The following is an 18,622-nucleotide window of genomic DNA, read 5'->3' as shown; positions in this document are numbered from 1 at the left end:
CGCCCGCTCACTGGGCGTTCGTCGAGAACAACCCTCCCGCCGGGCCCTGCTTGTCGCTGCCCTGGGCCTTCCTCAGGGCGTTGGCGAGGCTCTCGATCGTGAGGGACTGCAGGATGACGCGGCCGTTGCCCTCCAGGGTGGCCAGGGACAGGCCCTCGCCGCCGAAGACGGCGTTCATCAGGCCCTGGCGGTTGAGGCCGCCGACGCGCTGGACGCCGTACCGGATGCCCTCCTCGAAGGCGACGACGCAGCCGGTGTCGACCTCGACACGGCCGCCGAAGTCGGCCGGGTTCAGGTCGATGAAGTTCCCCGCTCCCGCGATGATCACCGTGCCGCGCCCGGTGAACTTCTCCAGGACGAAGCCCTCGCCGCCGCTCCTGCCGGTGCGGCCGCCCTGGAAGGCGATGCCGAAGCCGACGGTGGACTCGGCGGCCACGAAGGCGTCCTTCTCCGCGAACCACGCGCGCGTGCCGTCCAGTTCCAGTGCGCGCATCTCCCCGGGCAGCACGCCCGCGAAGCCGACGGTGCCGTCGCCGTCTCCGGTGGTGAAGTACTGGAAGGCCAGCGACTCGCCCGCCAGGACGCGCTGGCCCGCCTGCATGGCCGTGCCCATGGCCTGGCGCAGCAGCCCGCCCATCCCACCGGAGCCGCTGCCGCCGGGCTGGGGCTGCCCGCCGCCGCCCGACGGGCCGCCCAGGCGGGTCTCCATGGTCACGTTCGTGGTCTTGAACAGGAACTTCCCGGCCTCGCAGTACACCGTCTGACCGGGCTGCAGGCTGACGACCGCCATCTGCATGGCGCTGCCGACGATCTCTTGCTGAAGTGTCACGACCGGAGAACGGAGGGAGCGGAGGGAAAGGTTCCGGATATGCTCCGGGCCGGGGACCTCGACGTCCGTTCGCCGCCAGCGCCGGTGCCGCGCGGCCGGTGGGATGAACCCATGACTTCTCAAGGAACCCTGCACGGCAAGGTGGCTCTCGTGACCGGCGGGAGCCGCGGAATCGGCGCGGCGACGGCGGTCCGGCTGGCCCGGGAGGGCGCGGACGTCGCCGTCGGCCATGTGAACGGCAAGGAGGCGGCCCAGGACGTCGTACGGGCCGTGGAGGCGCTGGGGCGCCGGGCGGTGGCGCTGCGCGCGGACGCCGCGCGGGCCGGCGAGGCCGCCGAGGTGGTGCACGCGGCGGCGGACGCGCTGGGCGGGCTCGACGTCCTGGTCAACAACGCCGGCGTCGGGGTCCTCGGCCCGCTGGACACCCTGACGCTCGCGGACGTCGACCGGGTCCTCGACATCAATGTGCGCGCTGTCTTCCTGGCCTCCCAGGCGGCCGCCGCGCGGATGTCCGAGGGCGGGCGGATCATCACGATCGGCAGCTGCATGGCCCAGCGGGTGCCTGGGCCCGGCGGGACGCTCTACACCACGAGCAAGGCGGCCCTGACCGGTCTGACCCGGGCTTTGGCCCGGGAGCTGGGCGGGCGCGGGATCACGGCGAACCTGGTCCATCCCGGCCCGATCGACACGGACATGAACCCGGCGGACGGGCCGTTCGCGGCGGGCCAGGCGGCGATGACGGCGCTGGGACGGTTCGGAACGGCGGAGGAAGTGGCGTCGATGGTCGCCTACCTGGCGGCGGCGACCTACGTCACGGGAGCGGAGTTCTCGGTGGACGGAGGCCACGCGGCGTGAGGCCCTGAGGCGGCATGCGGCGTGGACCTCACCGCCCGCATGACGCCTGTGCGGCGTGCGGTGCCGTGCGGCCGGTGAGACGTGCGGGACGCACCAGGCGGCCCCGGGGGGGACCGGTGAGCCGCGTGTGGTGCCGGGCAGCCCACGAGGGATGCGGGGCGCACCGTTGCTGTCCAGGCGGTGCGCCCCGCGGGTCCGGGCGGGCGGGTCAGCCGCCCAGTTCCTGGTGGCGGGCTGCCAGTCGGCTCGTGCCCTCCTCGGTGAGGGAGCCGAACAGGCGGAGCCTGGAGATGCCGCCGTCCGGGAAGATGTCCACGCGCGCGTGCGTGCCGACGGCAGGCTCCGGCAGGACGAAGCGGTGGTTGGTGTCGGGCTGGAGGCGGGTGCGGGGCAGGATCTCCCGCCAGTCGCCGTCCTCGCCGTCCTTCACCGAGACCGAAGCCCAGCCGGCACTGTTGCCCTTGAGGTAGGCCGTGTCGATCTCCAGGGCACGGATCCGGGCCTGCGCGGCCAGCCGGTAGCGGATCCAGTCGTGGCCCTGGTCGCGCCGGCGGCGGGTCTCCCAGCCGTCGTCCATCTTGCGGGAACGGCCCGGCTGGATGGTGTTGGACGCGGGCGAGTAGAAGAGGTTGGAGGCGTCCTCCGCCCGGCCGCCGTTCTCCAGGGCGACGACGTCGAAGGTGCCCAGCGCCTCCAGCCACGCGGGGTCGGGGACGACCTCGCCGTGGACGCGCAGGCGGGCGATGCCGCCGTCGGGGTGCTGGTTGACCCGCACGTGCGTGAAGCACTGCTCGACGGCGACGGCGAAACCGTTCGCCGCGTGGCCGCCCACCGGGGTGCGCGGGACGAGGGTCGTCCACTTCACGTCGTCCCCGAGGAGTTCCTCCGGTGACGGGGAGCCCTGCACGCAGGTGCCCTCGACGGACACGGCCTGCGGGTAGTTGCCGCGGAAGTGCGCGGTGTCGACCACGATCCCGCGGATCACGCCCGGGGCGCCGAGGCGGACCAGCGCCCAGTCGTGGTCGTCCGCGGCCGGCCAGGGGTGGCCGGCGGAGGCACCCCGGCGACGGCGGGTCTCCCATCCGTCCATGATCTTGCCCTTGTGCCCGAAGTGCTCGGGGTCGAACACGGCGGGCTCGGGCACCAGCAGGTTCTCGCGCTGGGCGAAGAACTCGTCGTTGGCGGCGATGACACCGGCCCCGAGGCGCCGGTCGGCGAGGTCGGCGTACTGGGTGAAGGGGAGGTCGGCGGAGCGGTAGTCCGCGTACGGGTCGCCGCCTCCGTAGGGGTTCGCGTCGCCGGTGAAACGGGGAATCGCCGTCACGATGATCAGGTCTTCCTTTCGGGTGTCCGGGCTGGGATTCAGTGGGTCCGGGTGAGGAGCCGCCCCTTCGGTTCGGTGAACTCGCCGTCGGCGACGATGCGCTGTCCGCGCAGCCAGGTGGACTTCACGACGCCGTGCAGGGTCTTCCCCGCGTACGCCGTGACGCGGTTGCGGTGCTGGAGGGCCACCGGGTCGACCGTGAAGGTCTCGTCGGGGGCGAGGACGGCGAAATCGGCGTCGCGGCCCACCGCGACGGCGCCCTTGCGGTCGTCGAGCCCGACCAGTTCGCAGGTGCGCGTGGACATCCAGCGGACCACGTCCTCCAGGCCGTGACCGCGCCTGCGGGCCTCCGTCCACACCGCGGCCAGGCTCAGCTGGAGTCCGGAGATGCCGCCCCAGGCCGTCGCGAAGTCGTCGGTCTTCAGGTCGGCGGTGGACGGGGAGTGGTCGGTGACGACACAGTCGATGGTGCCGTCGGCGAGGGCCTGCCAGAGCAGGTCCTGGTTGGCGGCCTCGCGGATGGGCGGGCAGCACTTGAACTCGCTGGCGCCGTCGGGGACTTCCTCGGCGGTGAGGGTCAGGTAGTGGGGGCAGGTCTCCACGGTGATGCGGACGCCCTCCGCCCGCGCCCGGGCGATCATCGGCAGGGCGTCGCTGGAGGACAGGTGCAGGACGTGCACGCGCGCGTCGAGGGCCTTCGCCTCGCGGATGAGCCGGGCGATGGCGGTGTCCTCGGCGTCCCGGGGGCGGGAGGCGAGGAAGTCGGCGTACTTCGGGCCCGGCTGCTGCGGGGCGGAGGCCAGGCGGTGGGGGTCCTCGGCGTGCACGATGAGCAGGCCGTCGAAGGCGGCGATCTCGGCCATGGTGCGGGCGAGGGCCTCCCGCTCCAGGTGCGGGAACTCGTCGACACCGGACGGCGACAGGAACGCCTTGAAGCCGAACACGCCGGCCTCGTGGAGCGGCCGGAGCTCCTTGACGTTGTCGGGGAGGGCGCCACCCCAGAAGCCGACGTCGATGTGCGCCTTGTCGGCGGCGACCTGCTGCTTGGTGCGCAGGTGCGGGACGGTCGTGGTCGGCGGGAGGGAGTTGAGGGGCATGTCGACGAGGGTCGTGATGCCGCCGGCCGCCGCGGCGCGGGTGGCGGTCCAGAAGCCCTCCCACTCGGTGCGGCCGGGGTCGTTGACGTGCACGTGCGTGTCGACCAGGCCGGGCAGCAGGACGTCGTCCCCCAGGTCCTCCAGGCGGGCGCCCTGCGGTACGGGCGCGTCGTGCGGGAGGACGGCGGTGATCGCGCCGCCGGCCACCACGACGGATGCGGCCCGCGTTCCCTCGGGGGTGATGACTCGCGTCGAGCGCAGCACCAGTTCAGCGTCGGACACCCGGACCCCTTACTTCCAGCCACTTCCGCTTAACGGAATTCAACTTTCTGTTGAAGGAGTCTTCACTCCCTCTTTCGCGCCGTCAAGGGCACACTGGGCTGCGGGCGCCCACCAGGCGAACACCCCTGGACGTTTCCACAAAGCGGAATTAAACTTCCAGCAAGCAGAACGTAGCTACGTACGAGCGGGGAGTCAACCGGCCGCCCGGTAGGCTTCTGCCCTTCCCGCCCGCCCCGAAAGGAACGCGCCGTGCCGACGTCCAGCGCCAGCACCACCGACTCCGCCCGGTCCTCCGCCAACGGCGGCGTCCAGTCCCTGGAGCGCGCCTTCGACCTGCTCGAACGGATGGCGGACGCGGGCGGCGAGGTCGGCCTGAGCGAGCTGTCCGCGAGCAGCGGCCTGCCCCTGCCGACCATCCACCGCCTGATGCGCACACTGGTGGCCTGCGGGTACGTACGTCAGCAGCCCAACCGCCGCTATGCGCTCGGCCCTCGTCTGATCCGCCTCGGCGAGTCGGCGTCCCGGCTGCTGGGCACCTGGGCGCGGCCGTATCTCGCGCGCCTGGTCGAGGAGACCGGCGAGACGGCGAACATGGCGCTGCTGGACGGGGACGAGATCGTCTACGTGGCACAGGTGCCGTCCAAGCACTCGATGCGCATGTTCACCGAGGTGGGCCGGCGGGTGCTGCCGCACTCCACGGGCGTGGGCAAGGCCCTGCTCGCCGGTTTCCCGCCGGAGGAGGTGCGGGCGCTGCTCTCCCGCACCGGCATGCCCGCCGCCACGGAGAAGACGATCACGACGCCCGACGGCTTCCTCGAAGCCCTGGAGGACGTGCGCCGGCAGGGTTACGCCATCGACGACAACGAGCAGGAGATCGGGGTCCGCTGCCTCGCGGTCCCGGTGCCCGACTCCCCCACCGCCGCGGCCATCTCCATCTCCGGCCCGGCGGGACGGGTCACGGAGGCGGCGACGGACAAGATCGTGCCGGTCCTCCAGCAGGTCGCGGGGGAACTGTCCGAGGCGCTCGCCAGCCAGAGCCCCGCGTGACCGTGCCGGCTCCGGGGCCCTGGATGCCCTGGGCCTGTCGCGAAACCGGCGCCTGCCGCACAAAGCCCGGCAGGCCCGCTCGCCGCACCGCCCGAAAGCCCGGGTACGCCCAGCACGAGGGCTTCCGGGCGGCACGCCGAGAGGACGCACCGAACGCCGCCCGGCCGCCCTTCGGGCGACGACGCCACTTTCGCGGCCGGACCTAGCCCTGCCCCCGCACCGGCCCCCCGAAGAGATCCACCGCCCGCCGCACGTCCGCCAGTTCCGCGGACAGGGCACTCACCGAACCGATCGCGCCCGCGATCAGCAGGAGGGAGCGGCGCAAGCGGGGGATCTCGGGGATGCCGTCCGCGGCCATGGCGGCCACCGCGGCGAGTTCCTCCTCGGCGATGGTCCGGTCGGCGAACTCGCCGGGATGGGCAGCCAGTCGGCGGCGTAACCGGGACACGGCGGAGCACAGCTCCATCACGCGCGGGTCCTCACCACCGCGGGCCACGGGCCCCTGCCGCTTCTGCTCGACGCTCCGCAACACAGTCCTCCCCCTCGCACCTCGTCGTGCGCCTGCCCTTCCGACGCGAAGTCCCCCACACCGGGCAGCAGTCGGGCGCCCGGCCGGCCGGTGCGGGCGACAGTAAACGACGCGGACCACCGGGCGCCAGTCCATTGCGTCATCGACTTGTTTCGCTGCGTGACTCTCTGGCCCGGAGCGCACACCCGTCCGACGCGCGCCCCGCGCCGTCGCACCCCTGTACGGGGCGTGCGGTATGCAGGAGCCATGACGACACGGGAGACGGCGGACGGGACGGGGGCGGTCGCGGGGCTGCTGCTCGCGGCCGGTGGCGGGCGGCGGCTCGGCGGACGGCCCAAGGCACTGCTGCCCCACCGGGGGCGGCCCCTCGTGGAGCACGCGGTGCGGGTGCTGCGGGAGGGCGGCTGCGAGACCGTCCACGTGGTCCTCGGCGCACGGGCCGACGACGTGCGCGCCCGCGCCCCACTGCCGGGCTGCGTCCTGGTCGACAACCCCGACTGGGAGCAGGGCATGGGGAGTTCGCTGCGCGCCGGGCTCGACTCGCTCGCAGGCACGCACGCCCGGGCCGCCCTGGTGTCCCTGGTGGACCAGCCCGGCATCGGACCCGAGGCGGTGGCCCGGGTACGGGCGGCCTACCGGGGCGAGGAGACACTCGCCTCCGCCGCTTACGACGGCGTGCGCGGCCACCCGGTGCTGTTCGGCGCCGCCCACTGGGCGGGGATCGCCGCGACGGCGACGGGAGACCAGGGGGCACGCGCCTATCTGAGGGAACACCGGTCGGCCGTACGCCTCGTCGAGTGCGGGGACGTGGCCCGGCCCTTCGACATCGACACCGAAGCCGACCTGACCCACCTGGAGTGAGCGGGGTGGCACGGAGCGCCACCTTGCCTCGACTCAGAGAATCTCGACATCAACAGACGATTGAACTTCCACCATGAGGAAACTAGTATCCACTGTTCAGAAGCGCCCGACGGCTCTCAGGGCGCGGAACGCCGTATTCGGGAAGACTGGCACCCGGTGCCGAGCACGCCGGCTCGTCTTCACAGCTCGCTGAAGGAAGTGACCGTTCATGTCCGCTCCAGCGCCGTCCCCGCTGGCCATCGTCGACGCCGAGCCCCTGCCCCGGCAGGAGGAGGTCCTCACCGAAGCGGCGCTCGCCTTCGTGGCCGAGCTGCACCGGCGGTTCACGCCCCGGCGTAACGAGCTCCTCGCCCGCCGCGCCGAGCGCCGCGCCGAGATCGCCCGCACCTCCGCCCTCGACTTCCTCCCGGAGACCGCCGCGATCCGCGCCGACGACTCCTGGAAGGTCGCCCCGGCCCCGGACGCCCTGAACGACCGCCGGGTCGAGATCACCGGTCCCACCGACCGCAAGATGACCATCAACGCCCTCAACTCGGGCGCCCGGGTGTGGCTCGCGGACTTCGAGGACGCCTCCGCGCCCACCTGGGAGAACGTGGTCCTCGGGCAGGTCAACCTGAGCGACGCCTACACCCGGAACATCGACTTCACCGACCCGGGGTCCGGCAAGTCGTACGCGCTGAAGGCGAACGAGGAGCTCGCCACGGTCGTGATGCGCCCGCGCGGCTGGCACCTGAACGAACGTCACCTCGTCGACGCCGACGGCACCCCGGTGCCCGGCGCCCTCGTCGACTTCGGGCTGTACTTCTTCCACAACGCCCAGCGCCTGCTCGACCTCGGCAAGGGCCCGTACTTCTACCTCCCCAAGACCGAGTCCCACCTGGAGGCGCGGCTGTGGAACGAGGTGTTCGTCTTCGCGCAGGAGTACTGCGGCATCCCGCAGGGCACGGTCCGCGCGACCGTCCTCATCGAGACGATCACCGCCGCGTACGAGATGGAGGAGATCCTCTACGAGCTGCGCGACCACGCCTCCGGGCTGAACGCGGGCCGCTGGGACTACCTGTTCTCCATCGTCAAGAACTTCCGTGACGGCGGTGCCAAGTTCGTGCTGCCGGACCGCAACGCGGTGACGATGACCGCCCCGTTCATGCGCGCCTACACCGAACTGCTCGTCCGCACCTGCCACAAGCGCGGCGCGCACGCCATCGGCGGCATGGCGGCCTTCATCCCGTCCCGCCGGGACGCCGAGGTCAACAAGGTCGCCTTCGAGAAGGTCCGCGCCGACAAGGACCGCGAGGCGAACGACGGTTTCGACGGCTCCTGGGTCGCCCACCCCGATCTGGTGCCGATCGCCATGGAGGCCTTCGACAAGGTCCTCGGCGACAAGCCGAACCAGAAGGACCGGCTGCGTGAGGACGTCGACGTCAAGGCCGCCGACCTCATCGCCGTCGACTCGCTGGACGCCAAGCCGACGTACGCGGGTCTGGTCAACGCCGTGCAGGTCGGCATCCGTTACATCGAGGCCTGGCTGCGCGGCATGGGCGCGGTCGCCATCTTCAACCTGATGGAGGACGCGGCCACCGCCGAGATCTCCCGCTCCCAGATCTGGCAGTGGATCAACGCGGAGGTCGTCCTCGACAACGGCGAGCAGGTCACCGCCGAGCTGGCCCGCAAGGTCGCCGCCGAGGAACTGGCGAACATCAGGGCCGAGATCGGCGCCGAGGCCTTCGCGGCCGGCAACTGGCAGCAGGCGCACGACCTGCTGCTGAAGGTCTCCCTCGACGAGGACTACGCCGACTTCCTGACGCTCCCGGCGTACGAGCAGCTCAAGGGCTGACTCAGTCCGCGGACGGCTTCTCCGAGTGGCCCAGGGACTTCCCCGGGGCCACTCGGTCGCGTACGGCCTGCTTCACGGCCGTCGGCTCCGGGAAGCCCTGCGTGCGCCGGTCCCAGACGACCTCGTCGCCGACGCGGACGACGAACACCCCGCCCGTACCGGGTTTCAGGGCCAGTTCCGTCAGTTCGGCCTCGAAGGTGGTGAGCAGCTCCTGCGCCAGCCAGGCCGCGCGGGGCAGCCAGCGGCACCGGGTGCAGTACTCGATCTCGACTCGCCGCGAACCGCCCGGGGAGTCCTCCGCCAGTTCGCTCTCGACGCGCCGAACGTCCGTCATCCGAGGTGCACCGACCAATCCTGCTGAGCCGCGGGCTTGCCGTGCAGATCGGGGACCTGCCTGAGCCACGCGGGGCGTCCCTGCTGGTTCTTCGCCGCCCTCAGGGCCTCCTCGGCTGCGAGCTCCTCCCGGCTGGGGAAGTCGGTGGGCAGCCAGGCCGCGGAGGCCCGCACGCGCGCGTGGAGGTAGGTCACGTAGGCCGCGCGCACCTCGTCGGCGGTGGCGAAGCCAGGCTCGTCCGCCAGCCAGGCGTCCGGGACCTCGGCGAGGATGCGCCGCAGCAGTTCCTCGGTGACCCGGGGGGCAAGTTCGGCGTCGGCCGCCCGGACGTCGGGGCCGTGGTGGCCGAGGGCGTGGTGCCTGAAGTCGTAGGCCTTCTCGGGGTCGGAACCGTCCCAGCGGTGGTGGAAGACGAGGGCGGCGCCGTGGTCGATCAGCCACAGGCGCGGGGGCGTCACGCCGAGGGTGGGCCAGAGCATCAGGTTGGAGCTGTGGACCGTACGGTCGACGTTCACGGTCAGCGCGTCGAGCCAGACGATCCTGCCCGCCTCCAGCGGCTCCACGGGGAAGACCCGGGCGATCTCCGGTGTGAAGTCCCGGGCGCCCGGCAGGTAGTCCATGCCGAGGTTGACGCCCGCGCTGGCCGCGTGCAGGCCCCGCACCTCCTGGTGCGGCTCGTCGTCGGCGACGGCCGGGTCGAAGTGCACCAGGACCAGCTCGGGGAAGCGCAGGCCGAGGGCGCGGGCCAGTTCCCCGACGATCACCTCGGCGACGAGCGCCTTGCGGCCCTGCGCGGAGCCGGTGAACTTGACGACGTACGTGCCGAGGTCGTCCGCCTCCACGACTCCGGGGACGGAGCCGCCGGACCGCAGGGGTTCGACGTAGCGGGTCGCGGTGACCTCTCTCAGCATGGTCCAGGCTCCACGGAGGGCAGAATCCGAAGGGGCCATGGTAACCGGGCGTGACAGCCCGGCGGAGCCCCGGCCGGCGGGCACGCTGCCCGGGCCCTGGCGGGCCGGCGGCACGTGCGGGTCGTACCCGTCGCGGTCCTGCTCGGCGCCGCGCTGGTCCGCACCGCCGGCCTGCTGGGCCGTACCGTGATCGCCCTCGCCCAGCCGGGGGCCGGGCTGATGACGGCGGTGATCGGCACGCCGTACTTCCTGCACCCGCTGGTCCGCGGCCGGAGGACGACATGAAGCCCTGAAGGGCTTAAATGCCCGAAGCGCCCGAAAAGTGCTTGTTGTATGGATGCACGCACAACGGGAGCGAGGGAGCATGGCCAAGGACATCACGGACTCGGGCCCGCCGCCGGAGGCGAGTCTGAAGCCGGACGCCATCGGGTTCGTCGACGCGCTGGTCATCGGGCTCAACTCGACCTCCCCCGCGTACTCCGTGGCGGCGGTGATCGGTCCCGTCGTGGCGCTGGTCGGCATCTACGCGCCCGGCGTGATGCTCGCGTCGTTCGTGCCCATGCTGCTGATCGCCTCGGCGTTCTACTACCTCAACAAGGTGGACCAGGACTGCGGCACGACGTTCTCCTGGGTCACGCGGGCCATGGGCCCCTGGGCGGGCTGGCTCGGCGGCTGGGCCATCACGATGACGGGCGTCCTGGTCGTCGGGTCGCTCGCGGACGTCGCCGTGACGTTCTTCCTGCTCGCCGTCGGCCTGGACAGCTGGGCCGACCACGATGTGGTCCGTCAGGTGCTGACGGTGCTGCTCATCCTGGTGATGACGGCCGTCTGCGTGATCGGCACCGAGCTGTCGGCCAAGGTGCAGAACGTCCTCATCCTGGCGCAGGTCGCCTGTCTGCTCGCCTTCGCCGTGGTGGCTCTCTACCGCGTCTACGCCGACACCGGCACCCTTGACGCCATCGACCCGAAGTTCAGCTGGCTCGACCCGTTCGGGGCGGGCGGGGCGTCACTGACCGCGTCCCTGCTGCTGGGCGTGTTCATCTACTGGGGGTGGGAGTCGGCGGTCAACCTCACCGAGGAGGTCGAGGACTCGGCCACCGCTCCCGGCAAGGCGGCCATCTGGTCGACGGTGCTGCTGCTGGTGACCTACGTCGCGGTCGCCTTCGCGGTCGTGGCCTACGCGGGCACGGACTACCTCGCCGAGAACGCGGCGGAGGAGGAGTTCATCTTCGCGCTGCTCGCCGAGGAGGCGATGGGCGGCTGGGACTGGGTGGTGCTGCTGGCGGTGTCGACGTCCGCGCTCGCCTCCACGCAGACCACGATCATCCCGGCCTCGCGCACGGGGCTGTCCATGGCACGCCGGTACGCGCTGCCCGCGCACTTCGGCCACATCCACCCGCGCTTCCGCACCCCCGACGTGAGCACCTGGTGGGTCGCGGGCATCGCCGTGGTCTGGTACCTCGTCCTGTTCCACCTCAGCGAGAACGCCCTCTTCGACTCCCTCACCGCCCTGTCGCTGCTGATCGCGTTCTACTACGCCCTGACGGGTCTGGCCTGTGCGGTCTACTACCGCCGCCAACTGACCCGCAGTGTGCACGACTTCCTGCTGATCGGCCTCGGACCGCTGATCGGCGCGGGGCTGCTGGCGTGGCTGCTGGTGGAGTCCGTGGCGGACATGTCCGATCCCGACAACTCCTACAGCGGCGTCTCGTGGTTCGGGGTCGGTCCGCCGCTCGTCATCGGCGTCGGCATCGCGGTCGCCGGCGTGATCCTGATGGTCGTGAGGCGGCTGACGGCGCCCGCCTTCTGGTCGGAACACCCGAGCGTGGTCGACCCGGACCTCGTCGACGGCAAGGAGTCCTGAAGATGTCGGTGGTCCTCGGCTTCGACGAGTCCCCGGGTGCCCTGAGCGCCCTGCGCGTCGCCATCGAGGTGGCGACGGCGTACGACGAACCGCTGGTGATCGTCTACGGCGTCGCCGCGCCCGGGGTCACGGGCGAGGAGTACGGCGCACACCAGAAGGCCGTCCGCGAGGCCGGCAGCATCGCGCTCGCCCACGCCGTCCGGGTGGCCGACGAGGCCGGTGTGCGCACGTCGGTGGAACTCATCGACGAGCGGCCCGCGCAGGCGCTGCTCGCCGCGGCGGCCCGGCACGGGGCCAGGGTCATCGTGGTGGGCACGTGGGGCGAGAGCCCGGTGCGCGGGGCGCTGCTGGGCTCGACCCCGCACAAGCTGCTGCACCTGTCGAGCGTGCCGGTGCTCTGCGTACCGGCGATCGGTTCATGAGCCGTCGGTACGGCGGCGCGCGAGCGGTGTGAAGACGTACAGGCCGAGGATGTCGGGCAGGGGCGCGACGCCGGGGCCGCCCTCGCGCACCCAGGAGACGACGTCCTCGGTGGCGGCCGGGTCGTTGACCAGTCCGAGCCACACCGGTCGGCCGCCGGCGGCCCGGCCCTCGGCGGAGGGCCGGACGACGACGACGTTGGCCTGGTCGCAGACGTCGAGGCAGTCGGAGATCCGCACCGGTGCGGCCTCGCGCAGGCGCTCGGTCTGGGCCGCGTGGTCGACGCCGGTGATCTTGGGGCTGCCGCAGCAGCAGTCCCGGCAGACGACGATGCGGCAGGGGACCCCTGGGTCCGGCGTCGCGGACATGCCGCACCCTCCCTCGCTGGCTGTTGTGATCATCTTTTCATGGGGGCGCGGGGCGCCGGTGGGTCAGGTGCCCTGCGCGAGCGGGTTGGGCAGCGGGCGGTAGCGGGCGTCGGCCCCGTCCGCGCCGGTCCAGCGCAGCAGCAGGTTGGTCTTCGCGGGGAGCGTCGGGGAGGTGAGCAGGGCGGGGATCTCGGGGAGGTCGTGACGGGCGAGTTCGCGGCGGGCGGCGGGCCAGGGGTCGAAGCCGGGGTGCCGTTCGGTGAGGGCGCCGGCGATCTCGACGAGGTGGTTGACGACCAGGCAGTAGACGAGCCGCTCCCAGCCGGCCTGCCGCGGCACGTCCGCGAGCAGCTTCACGCCCTCGGCGTCCCGGTACAGCGCCTGCACCGGCAGTCCGTCGGCGTCCACGGCGACCAGGGTGTTCTGCAGGTGTGCCTCGATGACGACACCGTGCCCGGCGAACGCCGTGAGCGCCGGGGGCACGACCTGGGCGAGGTACGCGGCCCACCAGGCACCGGGGTCGGCGGCGCGGTCGAGCGGGCTGCCGTCGAAGCCCTCGACGAGAGCGGCGGCGAGCACCGGGACCGCTCCGGGCAGGAGATGTCCGCCGAAGCCGTCGCGGACGAGGACGGCCAAGGCCTCGAAGGCGAAGCCGGCGGTGCGGTAGCCGCGGTCGCCGAGCCATGCCGAGGGCCCGTCGAACGCCGCGAAGGCGGTACTCACGGCCGCGTCGGTCCTGCGCAGCGCGAGCAGGTCGTGGCGCCACAGGCGGCGGATGTCGTTGGTGATGCGCACGTCCAGGCTGAACTTGAGGAAGAGATCCATCTCGGGCGTGTAGAGCGTGCGGATCGCGGCGGTGGGCCAGGTGTCGAAGGCGGTGGTGCCGAGCCGGATCAGCCTGCCGTCCGCGAACGCCCCGGCGAGCTCGCGCGCGGCCAGGTCGAGCTGCCAGGGGTGGGCCGGGAGCAGCCGGTAGCCGGGCGGGGCCACGCCGAGGGCGTCGAGGGCGGAGGTGTCGCCGTCCTCGACGACCGTGTCCTCGCGCAGGCCGAGCAGCACCAGCGGGAAGCGGGCGTACGCCTCGGGCGCGTAGGGCAGCCAGTCGGCTTCGGGGCCGCCGCCGCGTGCCTTGGGGGCCGGGTGGTGGGTGTGGCCGGTCAGGAGGGACTGCTCGGAGCGCAGGTAGAGGTCGCCGGGCGGGGTGGTCCGGGCGCGGGCGGCGAGCAGGGCGGCCACGACGTCCCGGCTGTCGAGCATCTCGGCGGGCAGTTCGTGGTTGGACAGCCCGGTGTGCCGGCGCAGTTCCTCGGTGACGAGCTTGACCAGTTCGGTGTGGCCGAGGCGGTGCCAGGCACCCCCGGCGTCGATCTCCGGCTCGACGGGCCGCCGTGTCCCGCGCACCCGCAGCAGCCGGTCCCCGGGCAGCCGGTGGACGCGGTGGTCGCCCTCCCGGCGCACCGGGCGTGCCACCTCCCGCAGCAGGCAGTTCAGCAGGGGCACGGCGGCGCAGGCGTCGGCGAGGCGGCCGGTGGCCGGGTCGTCACCGTGGGCCGAGTCGTCGTCGGCGGGCGGGGGCATGAGGTCCACGCGTTCCACTCGTCCCTAGGGTCGTTCCAGCGTGCCGGGCGGAGATGATCAGTATGTCGGTCGTCGCCGTTCCGCTGTGACGCCCCTATTCGTACCCGAGGAGCCCGCCCGTGCACCGTCCCCCCACCGCCGAGGCCGAGGTGGCCGACGAGCTGTCCGTCGTACGGCCCTCTCTCCTGCCGCGGTACGAGGCCGAACTGCCCGGTGCCCGGGCGGCCGTGCTGTCCCGGCTGTGGCGTGGTCTCACCCACGAGCCGCTGCCCTGGGTCGTGGGCCGGGAGCAGGCCCGGGACGGTCTGACGCTGTCCCTGTCCGACGGCCGCCGGCTGCACGGTCCCCGGCCGGATCCGTACGCGACCGGGGCATACGTCACCGTCGTACGTCTCGACGACACCGCCTACGCGGATCCGGCCCGGCTGATGACCGGCCTGGCCGTACCGCACTCCACTTCCTTCGCCGCCGAACTCGGGCACAGCGTCGCCTCGTTGGCGCTGTCGAGGGCCGGGCAGCAGGGCGGCCGGGACGACTGGCCGGAGAGCGACTGGGAATGGGAGCAGCGGATCGTCGACGGGCATCCCTTCCATCCGACGTGCCGTTCCCGGCCCGGTTTCTCGGTGGCCGAGCAGCTGGCCTACGGGCCCGAGCACCGGCCGGTCGTGGAGCTGGGGCTGGTGCCGGTGCCGGAGGAGGAGTGCCTGGTGACGGGCGTGTGGCCGGGCGAGCTGCGGGACGGGGGGCGGGTGGTGCTTCCGGTGCACCCGTGGCAGGCGGCGCACGTGCTGAAGCGGACGTGCGAGCGGCTGCGGCCCGCGCATCCGCTGATGTCCCTGCGGACGCTGGCCCTGCCCGGCGGGCCGCAGGTGAAGACCTCGCTGAGTGCCCGCCTGACGTCCTCGGTGCGGGACATCTCCCTTCCCTCGGTCGCCGCGTCGGCGGTGCTGTCGGACTTCGCGGGGGTGCCCGCGGCGCGCACGGACGGCCTGCTGCACGTCACGCGCACGCTGGGCGCGGCGGCTGCCGGTTCCCCGGACTTCGCGGCCGTCCTGCGGGAGTCCCCACAGACGTACGCGGGCAGCGGTGAGCGGGTCCTGCCGGTGGCGGCGCTCGCGACCACGGACCTGCCCGGCTCCCCCGCCTGGCTGGGCCGCTTCGCGCGACTCGCCCTCACTGTCGGACTGCGGCTGCTGGAGTTGGGCGTGGCCCTGGAGGCGCACGGCCAGAACCTGCTGGTGGTCCTCTCGGCGGCGGGCGACCCGCTGCGGCTGGTCTATCGCGACCTGGCCGACATCCGTGTCAGCCCGGCGCGCCTGGCCCGGCACGGCATCACGGTGCCCGAACTGCCGGCCCGGATGGTCACGGACGACGAACGCGCGCTCCGCCGCAAGCTGTTCGGATCGCTGGTGGCGGGCGCGCTGGCCGGCACGGCCGGGTCGGGCCCGGCGCTCGGCGCGGCCCTGGAGACGGCCGTACGGGATCTGCCACGCACCCCGGACCTCGCGGCGCTGTGCGCGGATCCCCTGCCCACGAAGGCGCTCACGCTGATGCGCCTCTCCCCGCGCACGCCCGGCGACCAGTGGGCGGAACTGCCCAATCCGCTGCGCTGAACCCCGTTTTGGAGCCGGTGGGGGGTCATCAATAGGATCCGGCGATGATCACAAGAACACGGCTGGCGGCCGGGCTCTGCGCCCTGCTCGCCGCGCTGACGGCCGGGCTCGCCTTCCCGGCCGGGGCGGCCGCAGGTGAACCCACGGGCCAGGACGCCCCCAAGGTCGACCTCGTCCTCGATGTGAGCGGCTCGATGCGGGCCCGGGACATCGACGGCCAGTCGCGGATGGCCGCCGCGAAGCAGGCGTTCAACGAGGTGCTCGACGCGACGCCCGAGGAGGTCGAACTGGGCATCCGCACGCTCGGTGCCGACTACCCGGGCAACGACCGGAAGACGGGCTGCAAGGACACCGCGCGGCTCTATCCGGTCGGCCCGCTCGACCGCACCGAGGCCAAGACGGCCGTCGCCACCCTCACGCCCACGGGCTGGACGCCGATCGGCCCGGCCCTGCTGAAGGCGGCCGACGACCTGGACGGCGGCGACGGCTCCAAGCGCATCGTGCTGATCAGCGACGGCGAGGACACCTGCGCCCCGCTCGACCCGTGCGAGGTGGCCCGCGAGATCGCGGCCAAGGGCATCGGCCTGACCATCGACACCCTGGGCCTGGTGCCGACCGCCAAGCTGAGCCGGCAGCTGAGCTGCATCGCCGAGGCCACCGGCGGCACCTACACCTCGGTGGAGCACCAGGACGAACTCACCGACCGCGTCAACCAGTTGGTGGACCGGGCGGCCGATCCGGTGGTCACGCCGGTGCCGGCCGAGGGTGCCGGCCGGTGCTCCGCGGCGCCTGCGCTGAAGTCGGGCCTGTACACCGACCGTGAGGAGTTCGGGCAGCAGCGCTTCTACCGGGTGGACGTGCGCCCGGGTCAGGAGCTGCGCGCGTCGGTGAGCGTCGCCGCGGACCGGGCTGTGAACCCGGGCCATGGCGTGCTGCTGCGGGCCGTCACGTCCAAGGGCCGCGAGATCGTGCGCGGTGAGGCGGCGGGCAACGGCCGTACGGACGTGATCTCGACGGGACTGCGCTACCCGAAGGCCGGCAGCGACGACGAGGACGCTCCCGCGGAAGCGGTCTGCCTCGCCGTCTCGCACTCCTTCTCGCCGGCCTCCGGCGTGAAGACCACGCCCGGTCTGCCGCTGGAGCTGACGGTGGACGTCGTGGACGCCCCGGACCAGGCGGGCGATGTCGCCGCCTTCGGCCTGGGCCGCGGCTGGTGGCTGCTCGGCGTGCTGATCCTCACCGGCTTCCTCGCCGGTCTCGTCTGGGGCTGGCTGTCACGCTGGCGGGTCGCGGTCTGGAGGACCAACTGATGCGAGTGACACGAGCGTTGGGCGCGGCGTTGCTGACCCTGGGCCTGGCGGCCGCCCCGGCCGCCGCCGACGCCTCACCGAGCCCGTCGCAGGACGGCTCGTCGGCTCCCACGCAGGCCGGCACGTCGTTCCGTACGGCGACGGAGATCGAGCAGGGGCAGCGGGCCACGGCGAGCGGCTCCACCGGCGACTACCTGTACTGGTCGTTCCCCGCGGACACCGGACAGCGTCCCACGGTCCGGGCGACGGTGAAGCTGCCGGAGACCCACGCCGCCCAGACCTGGCAGATCGACGTCTACGACGGTCTGCGCCGCCGTCAGGCCTGCCAGTACGGGGCGCAGACCCGCACCGCGGCGGCGGACGCCTCCTCCGTGGAGCTGGCCTGTGTGCTGCGCACGGTGCGCGCCTGGTCGGAGCCGTGGGCGAACGACCCGCTGCCGGGCACCTACTACATCCGTCTGACGGCCGTCGGTGTCGCCACCGCCGACCTCGGCCTGCCGGTCGGCGCCGAGGTGCGGTCGGACTCCGAGGACATCGGCGGATCCGCGGCCGTGGACGGCTCGCTCGCCGAGCCGCTGGTGCCGGGGATCGCCTCCAAGCCGGAGGAGGAGCAGGAGGACGCGGCGGTGCTGGCCGGTCTCGAACCCGAGGACGGCTGGACGTCCGGCTGGTGGTCGGACCGGTGGGTGTGGACCGCGGTGGGCGGGATCCTGGCCGCGCTGGCGGGTGTCGGCGGGTACGCCCTGACACGCGGGGCCGGACGGCCGTCCCGGGTGCCGCCGGGGGCCTGACCGGCCCCCACCGGCTGGACCCACCACTCCTGACCGACCCCTCACCTGATCGGTCCTCAGAAGGCCCGCTCCGTGCGGGCCTTCTCGCCTTCCTCGCGCAGTGCCTTGGCCATCGTGCCGTCGCCGCTCACCTCGACCCGGCCGTCCCGCACGGCGCGGGTCAGGCTCAGCTCGCCCCGGGCGATGGCCGTGCACGTGGCGGTGTCCAGGGCCAGCCGGGCGTCCGGTTCCCCGGGGGCGGGCCCGTCGCCGTACACCGGCCCCTCCTCGGCACCGGCGTACAGGTGGAACAGGCCTTCCTCCAGGCGGACTTCGACGAGTCCCTCGCTGTCCAGCAGGCGCAGCAGCGGCAGGGCGAACCAGTGCGCCCGCACCGCGTCCGTCGGCCGGCGCTCGCCGAGCTCGGCCCGCCCCCACTCCCCCAGCGCCTGCAGCACCGGCAGCAACTCGCGCCCCCGAGGCGTGACTTCGTACACGTACGCCGCCCCGGGAGGCGGCAGCCGGCGCCGGGTCGCGAGACCGTCGCGCTCCATGTCCTTCAGCCGCGAGGCGAGTACGTCGGTGCTCACCCCGGGCAGGTCCGCGTGCAGGTCGGTGTAGCGGCGGGGGCCCGCGAGGAGCTCCCGGACGATCAGCAGGGTCCAGCGGTCACCGACGACGTCGAGCGCGCGGGCGGCGGAGCAGTACTGGTCGTAGCTTCGGCGAGGTGGCATGCGACGCAGTCTAGACAAGTTGTTGGACTTTCCAAGCGCGTACTTGGTAAAACCAAGCAGCA

Annotated in this window: 18 protein-coding genes and 1 pseudogene; 10 read left to right on the top strand and 9 right to left on the bottom strand. The window is 72.8% G+C overall.

All coding sequences use genetic code 11. From position 1 onward, the window contains the following. Positions 1-7: 7 nt before the first annotated feature. Positions 8-829: an AIM24 family protein gene (locus AB0937_RS32155; RefSeq protein WP_366716703.1), complete on the bottom strand. Its 822-nt coding sequence runs from the start codon at positions 827-829 to the stop codon at positions 8-10. A gap of 111 nt (positions 830-940) precedes the next feature. Here AB0937_RS32155 and AB0937_RS32150 point away from each other — a divergent pair, with 111 nt between their 5' ends. After that, a complete protein-coding gene (locus AB0937_RS32150; RefSeq protein ID WP_366716701.1) occupies positions 941-1,684 on the top strand; it encodes an SDR family oxidoreductase in 744 nt (247 codons plus the stop codon). Between the two features lie 208 nt (positions 1,685-1,892). On the opposite strand, the gene alc is transcribed toward AB0937_RS32150, so the two are convergent. Together alc and allB are read right to left on the bottom strand one after the other, a co-directional pair. Beyond that, the gene (gene alc / locus AB0937_RS32145) at positions 1,893-3,008 is read right to left on the bottom strand and encodes an allantoicase (protein WP_366716699.1); all 1,116 of its coding nucleotides are present in this window, start codon (positions 3,006-3,008) and stop codon (positions 1,893-1,895) included. 38 nt (positions 3,009-3,046) lie between these two features. Further along, entirely contained in the window at positions 3,047-4,387 is a 1,341-nt protein-coding gene (gene allB / locus AB0937_RS32140) for an allantoinase AllB (protein WP_366716697.1), read from the bottom strand. Between the two features lie 249 nt (positions 4,388-4,636). Between allB and AB0937_RS32135 the strand changes: the two genes are divergently transcribed. Next, positions 4,637-5,434 carry an IclR family transcriptional regulator gene (locus tag AB0937_RS32135; protein ID WP_366716695.1) on the top strand — a complete coding sequence of 266 codons (798 nt, stop codon included), beginning with the start codon at positions 4,637-4,639 and terminating at the stop codon, positions 5,432-5,434. Positions 5,435-5,636: 202 nt separating this feature from the next. On the opposite strand, the gene AB0937_RS32130 is transcribed toward AB0937_RS32135, so the two are convergent. After that, on the bottom strand, positions 5,637-5,966 hold the full coding sequence (locus tag AB0937_RS32130; protein WP_366716693.1) for a DUF5955 family protein: 330 nt from the start codon (positions 5,964-5,966) through the stop codon (positions 5,637-5,639). 243 nt (positions 5,967-6,209) lie between these two features. On the opposite strand from AB0937_RS32130, the gene AB0937_RS32125 reads away from it, so the two are divergent. Then, complete coding sequence (locus tag AB0937_RS32125) at positions 6,210-6,824, top strand: nucleotidyltransferase family protein (protein ID WP_366716691.1); 615 nt, start codon at positions 6,210-6,212, stop codon at positions 6,822-6,824. Between the two features lie 208 nt (positions 6,825-7,032). Beyond that, positions 7,033-8,658: a malate synthase A gene (aceB, locus tag AB0937_RS32120; protein ID WP_366716690.1), complete on the top strand. Its 1,626-nt coding sequence runs from the start codon at positions 7,033-7,035 to the stop codon at positions 8,656-8,658. Position 8,659: 1 nt separating this feature from the next. On the opposite strand, the gene AB0937_RS32115 is transcribed toward aceB, so the two are convergent. Together AB0937_RS32115 and AB0937_RS32110 are read right to left on the bottom strand one after the other, a co-directional pair. Continuing rightward, positions 8,660-8,992, bottom strand: a complete 333-nt coding sequence (locus tag AB0937_RS32115; RefSeq protein WP_366716689.1) for an Rdx family protein — start codon at positions 8,990-8,992, stop codon at positions 8,660-8,662. Beyond that, on the bottom strand, positions 8,989-9,903 hold the full coding sequence (locus AB0937_RS32110) for a HipA family kinase (protein WP_366716687.1): 915 nt from the start codon (positions 9,901-9,903) through the stop codon (positions 8,989-8,991). Before AB0937_RS32110 ends, AB0937_RS32115 begins: the two co-directional genes overlap by 4 nt. A gap of 81 nt (positions 9,904-9,984) precedes the next feature. Between AB0937_RS32110 and AB0937_RS32105 the strand changes: the two are divergent. The 3 genes and pseudogenes from AB0937_RS32105 to AB0937_RS32095 form a co-directional block, all read left to right on the top strand. Beyond that, positions 9,985-10,188: pseudogene (locus AB0937_RS32105) on the top strand (iron chelate uptake ABC transporter family permease subunit); the annotation flags it as partial. A gap of 79 nt (positions 10,189-10,267) precedes the next feature. Next, complete coding sequence (locus tag AB0937_RS32100; protein ID WP_366716685.1) at positions 10,268-11,767, top strand: APC family permease; 1,500 nt, start codon at positions 10,268-10,270, stop codon at positions 11,765-11,767. A 2-nt stretch (positions 11,768-11,769) separates the two neighbouring features. After that, complete coding sequence (locus AB0937_RS32095; protein WP_366716683.1) at positions 11,770-12,189, top strand: universal stress protein; 420 nt, start codon at positions 11,770-11,772, stop codon at positions 12,187-12,189. On the opposite strand, the gene AB0937_RS32090 is transcribed toward AB0937_RS32095, so the two are convergent. Continuing rightward, positions 12,184-12,555, bottom strand: coding sequence for a (2Fe-2S) ferredoxin domain-containing protein (locus AB0937_RS32090; protein ID WP_366716681.1), 372 nt, complete (start codon positions 12,553-12,555; stop codon positions 12,184-12,186). The genes AB0937_RS32095 and AB0937_RS32090 overlap by 6 nt on opposite strands. Positions 12,556-12,618: 63 nt before the next feature. Further along, the gene (locus tag AB0937_RS32085; RefSeq protein ID WP_366716679.1) at positions 12,619-14,151 is read right to left on the bottom strand and encodes an IucA/IucC family protein; all 1,533 of its coding nucleotides are present in this window, start codon (positions 14,149-14,151) and stop codon (positions 12,619-12,621) included. A gap of 101 nt (positions 14,152-14,252) precedes the next feature. On the opposite strand from AB0937_RS32085, the gene AB0937_RS32080 reads away from it, so the two are divergent. From AB0937_RS32080 to AB0937_RS32070, 3 genes are read left to right on the top strand one after another with little or no spacing between them, the layout of a single operon-like run. Beyond that, the gene (locus AB0937_RS32080; RefSeq protein ID WP_366716677.1) at positions 14,253-15,746 is read left to right on the top strand and encodes an IucA/IucC family protein; all 1,494 of its coding nucleotides are present in this window, start codon (positions 14,253-14,255) and stop codon (positions 15,744-15,746) included. A 44-nt stretch (positions 15,747-15,790) separates the two neighbouring features. Next, positions 15,791-17,056, top strand: coding sequence for a VWA domain-containing protein (locus AB0937_RS32075; protein ID WP_366716675.1), 1,266 nt, complete (start codon positions 15,791-15,793; stop codon positions 17,054-17,056). Beyond that, on the top strand, positions 17,056-17,847 hold the full coding sequence (locus AB0937_RS32070; protein ID WP_366716673.1) for a hypothetical protein: 792 nt from the start codon (positions 17,056-17,058) through the stop codon (positions 17,845-17,847). The genes AB0937_RS32075 and AB0937_RS32070 overlap by 1 nt, the downstream gene beginning before the upstream one ends. Before the next feature lie 56 nt (positions 17,848-17,903). Here AB0937_RS32070 and AB0937_RS32065 read toward each other — a convergent pair whose 3' ends face one another. Then, complete coding sequence (locus AB0937_RS32065) at positions 17,904-18,560, bottom strand: winged helix-turn-helix transcriptional regulator (RefSeq protein ID WP_366716671.1); 657 nt, start codon at positions 18,558-18,560, stop codon at positions 17,904-17,906. Positions 18,561-18,622: the final 62 nt, after the last annotated feature.

It is taken from the genome of Streptomyces sp. NPDC047880, from assembly GCF_040706515.1.
Taxonomy (GTDB): Bacteria; Actinomycetota; Actinomycetes; order Streptomycetales; family Streptomycetaceae; genus Streptomyces.
The sequence above is the reverse complement of the archived record's forward strand: the minus strand, read 5'-3'. Positions and strand labels throughout refer to the sequence as shown.

Coding starts and splice junctions, on each gene's coding strand:
- AB0937_RS32150 (WP_366716701.1), top strand. CDS start 941: ATGACTTCTCAAGGAACCCTGCACGGCAAGGTGGCTCTCGTGACCGGC.
- AB0937_RS32125 (WP_366716691.1), top strand. CDS start 6,210: ATGACGACACGGGAGACGGCGGACGGGACGGGGGCGGTCGCGGGGCTG.
- aceB (WP_366716690.1), top strand. CDS start 7,033: ATGTCCGCTCCAGCGCCGTCCCCGCTGGCCATCGTCGACGCCGAGCCC.
- AB0937_RS32115 (WP_366716689.1), bottom strand. CDS start 8,992: ATGACGGACGTTCGGCGCGTCGAGAGCGAACTGGCGGAGGACTCCCCG.
- AB0937_RS32110 (WP_366716687.1), bottom strand. CDS start 9,903: ATGCTGAGAGAGGTCACCGCGACCCGCTACGTCGAACCCCTGCGGTCC.
- AB0937_RS32100 (WP_366716685.1), top strand. CDS start 10,268: ATGGCCAAGGACATCACGGACTCGGGCCCGCCGCCGGAGGCGAGTCTG.
- AB0937_RS32095 (WP_366716683.1), top strand. CDS start 11,770: ATGTCGGTGGTCCTCGGCTTCGACGAGTCCCCGGGTGCCCTGAGCGCC.
- AB0937_RS32090 (WP_366716681.1), bottom strand. CDS start 12,555: ATGTCCGCGACGCCGGACCCAGGGGTCCCCTGCCGCATCGTCGTCTGC.
- AB0937_RS32075 (WP_366716675.1), top strand. CDS start 15,791: ATGATCACAAGAACACGGCTGGCGGCCGGGCTCTGCGCCCTGCTCGCC.
- AB0937_RS32070 (WP_366716673.1), top strand. CDS start 17,056: ATGCGAGTGACACGAGCGTTGGGCGCGGCGTTGCTGACCCTGGGCCTG.
- AB0937_RS32065 (WP_366716671.1), bottom strand. CDS start 18,560: ATGCCACCTCGCCGAAGCTACGACCAGTACTGCTCCGCCGCCCGCGCG.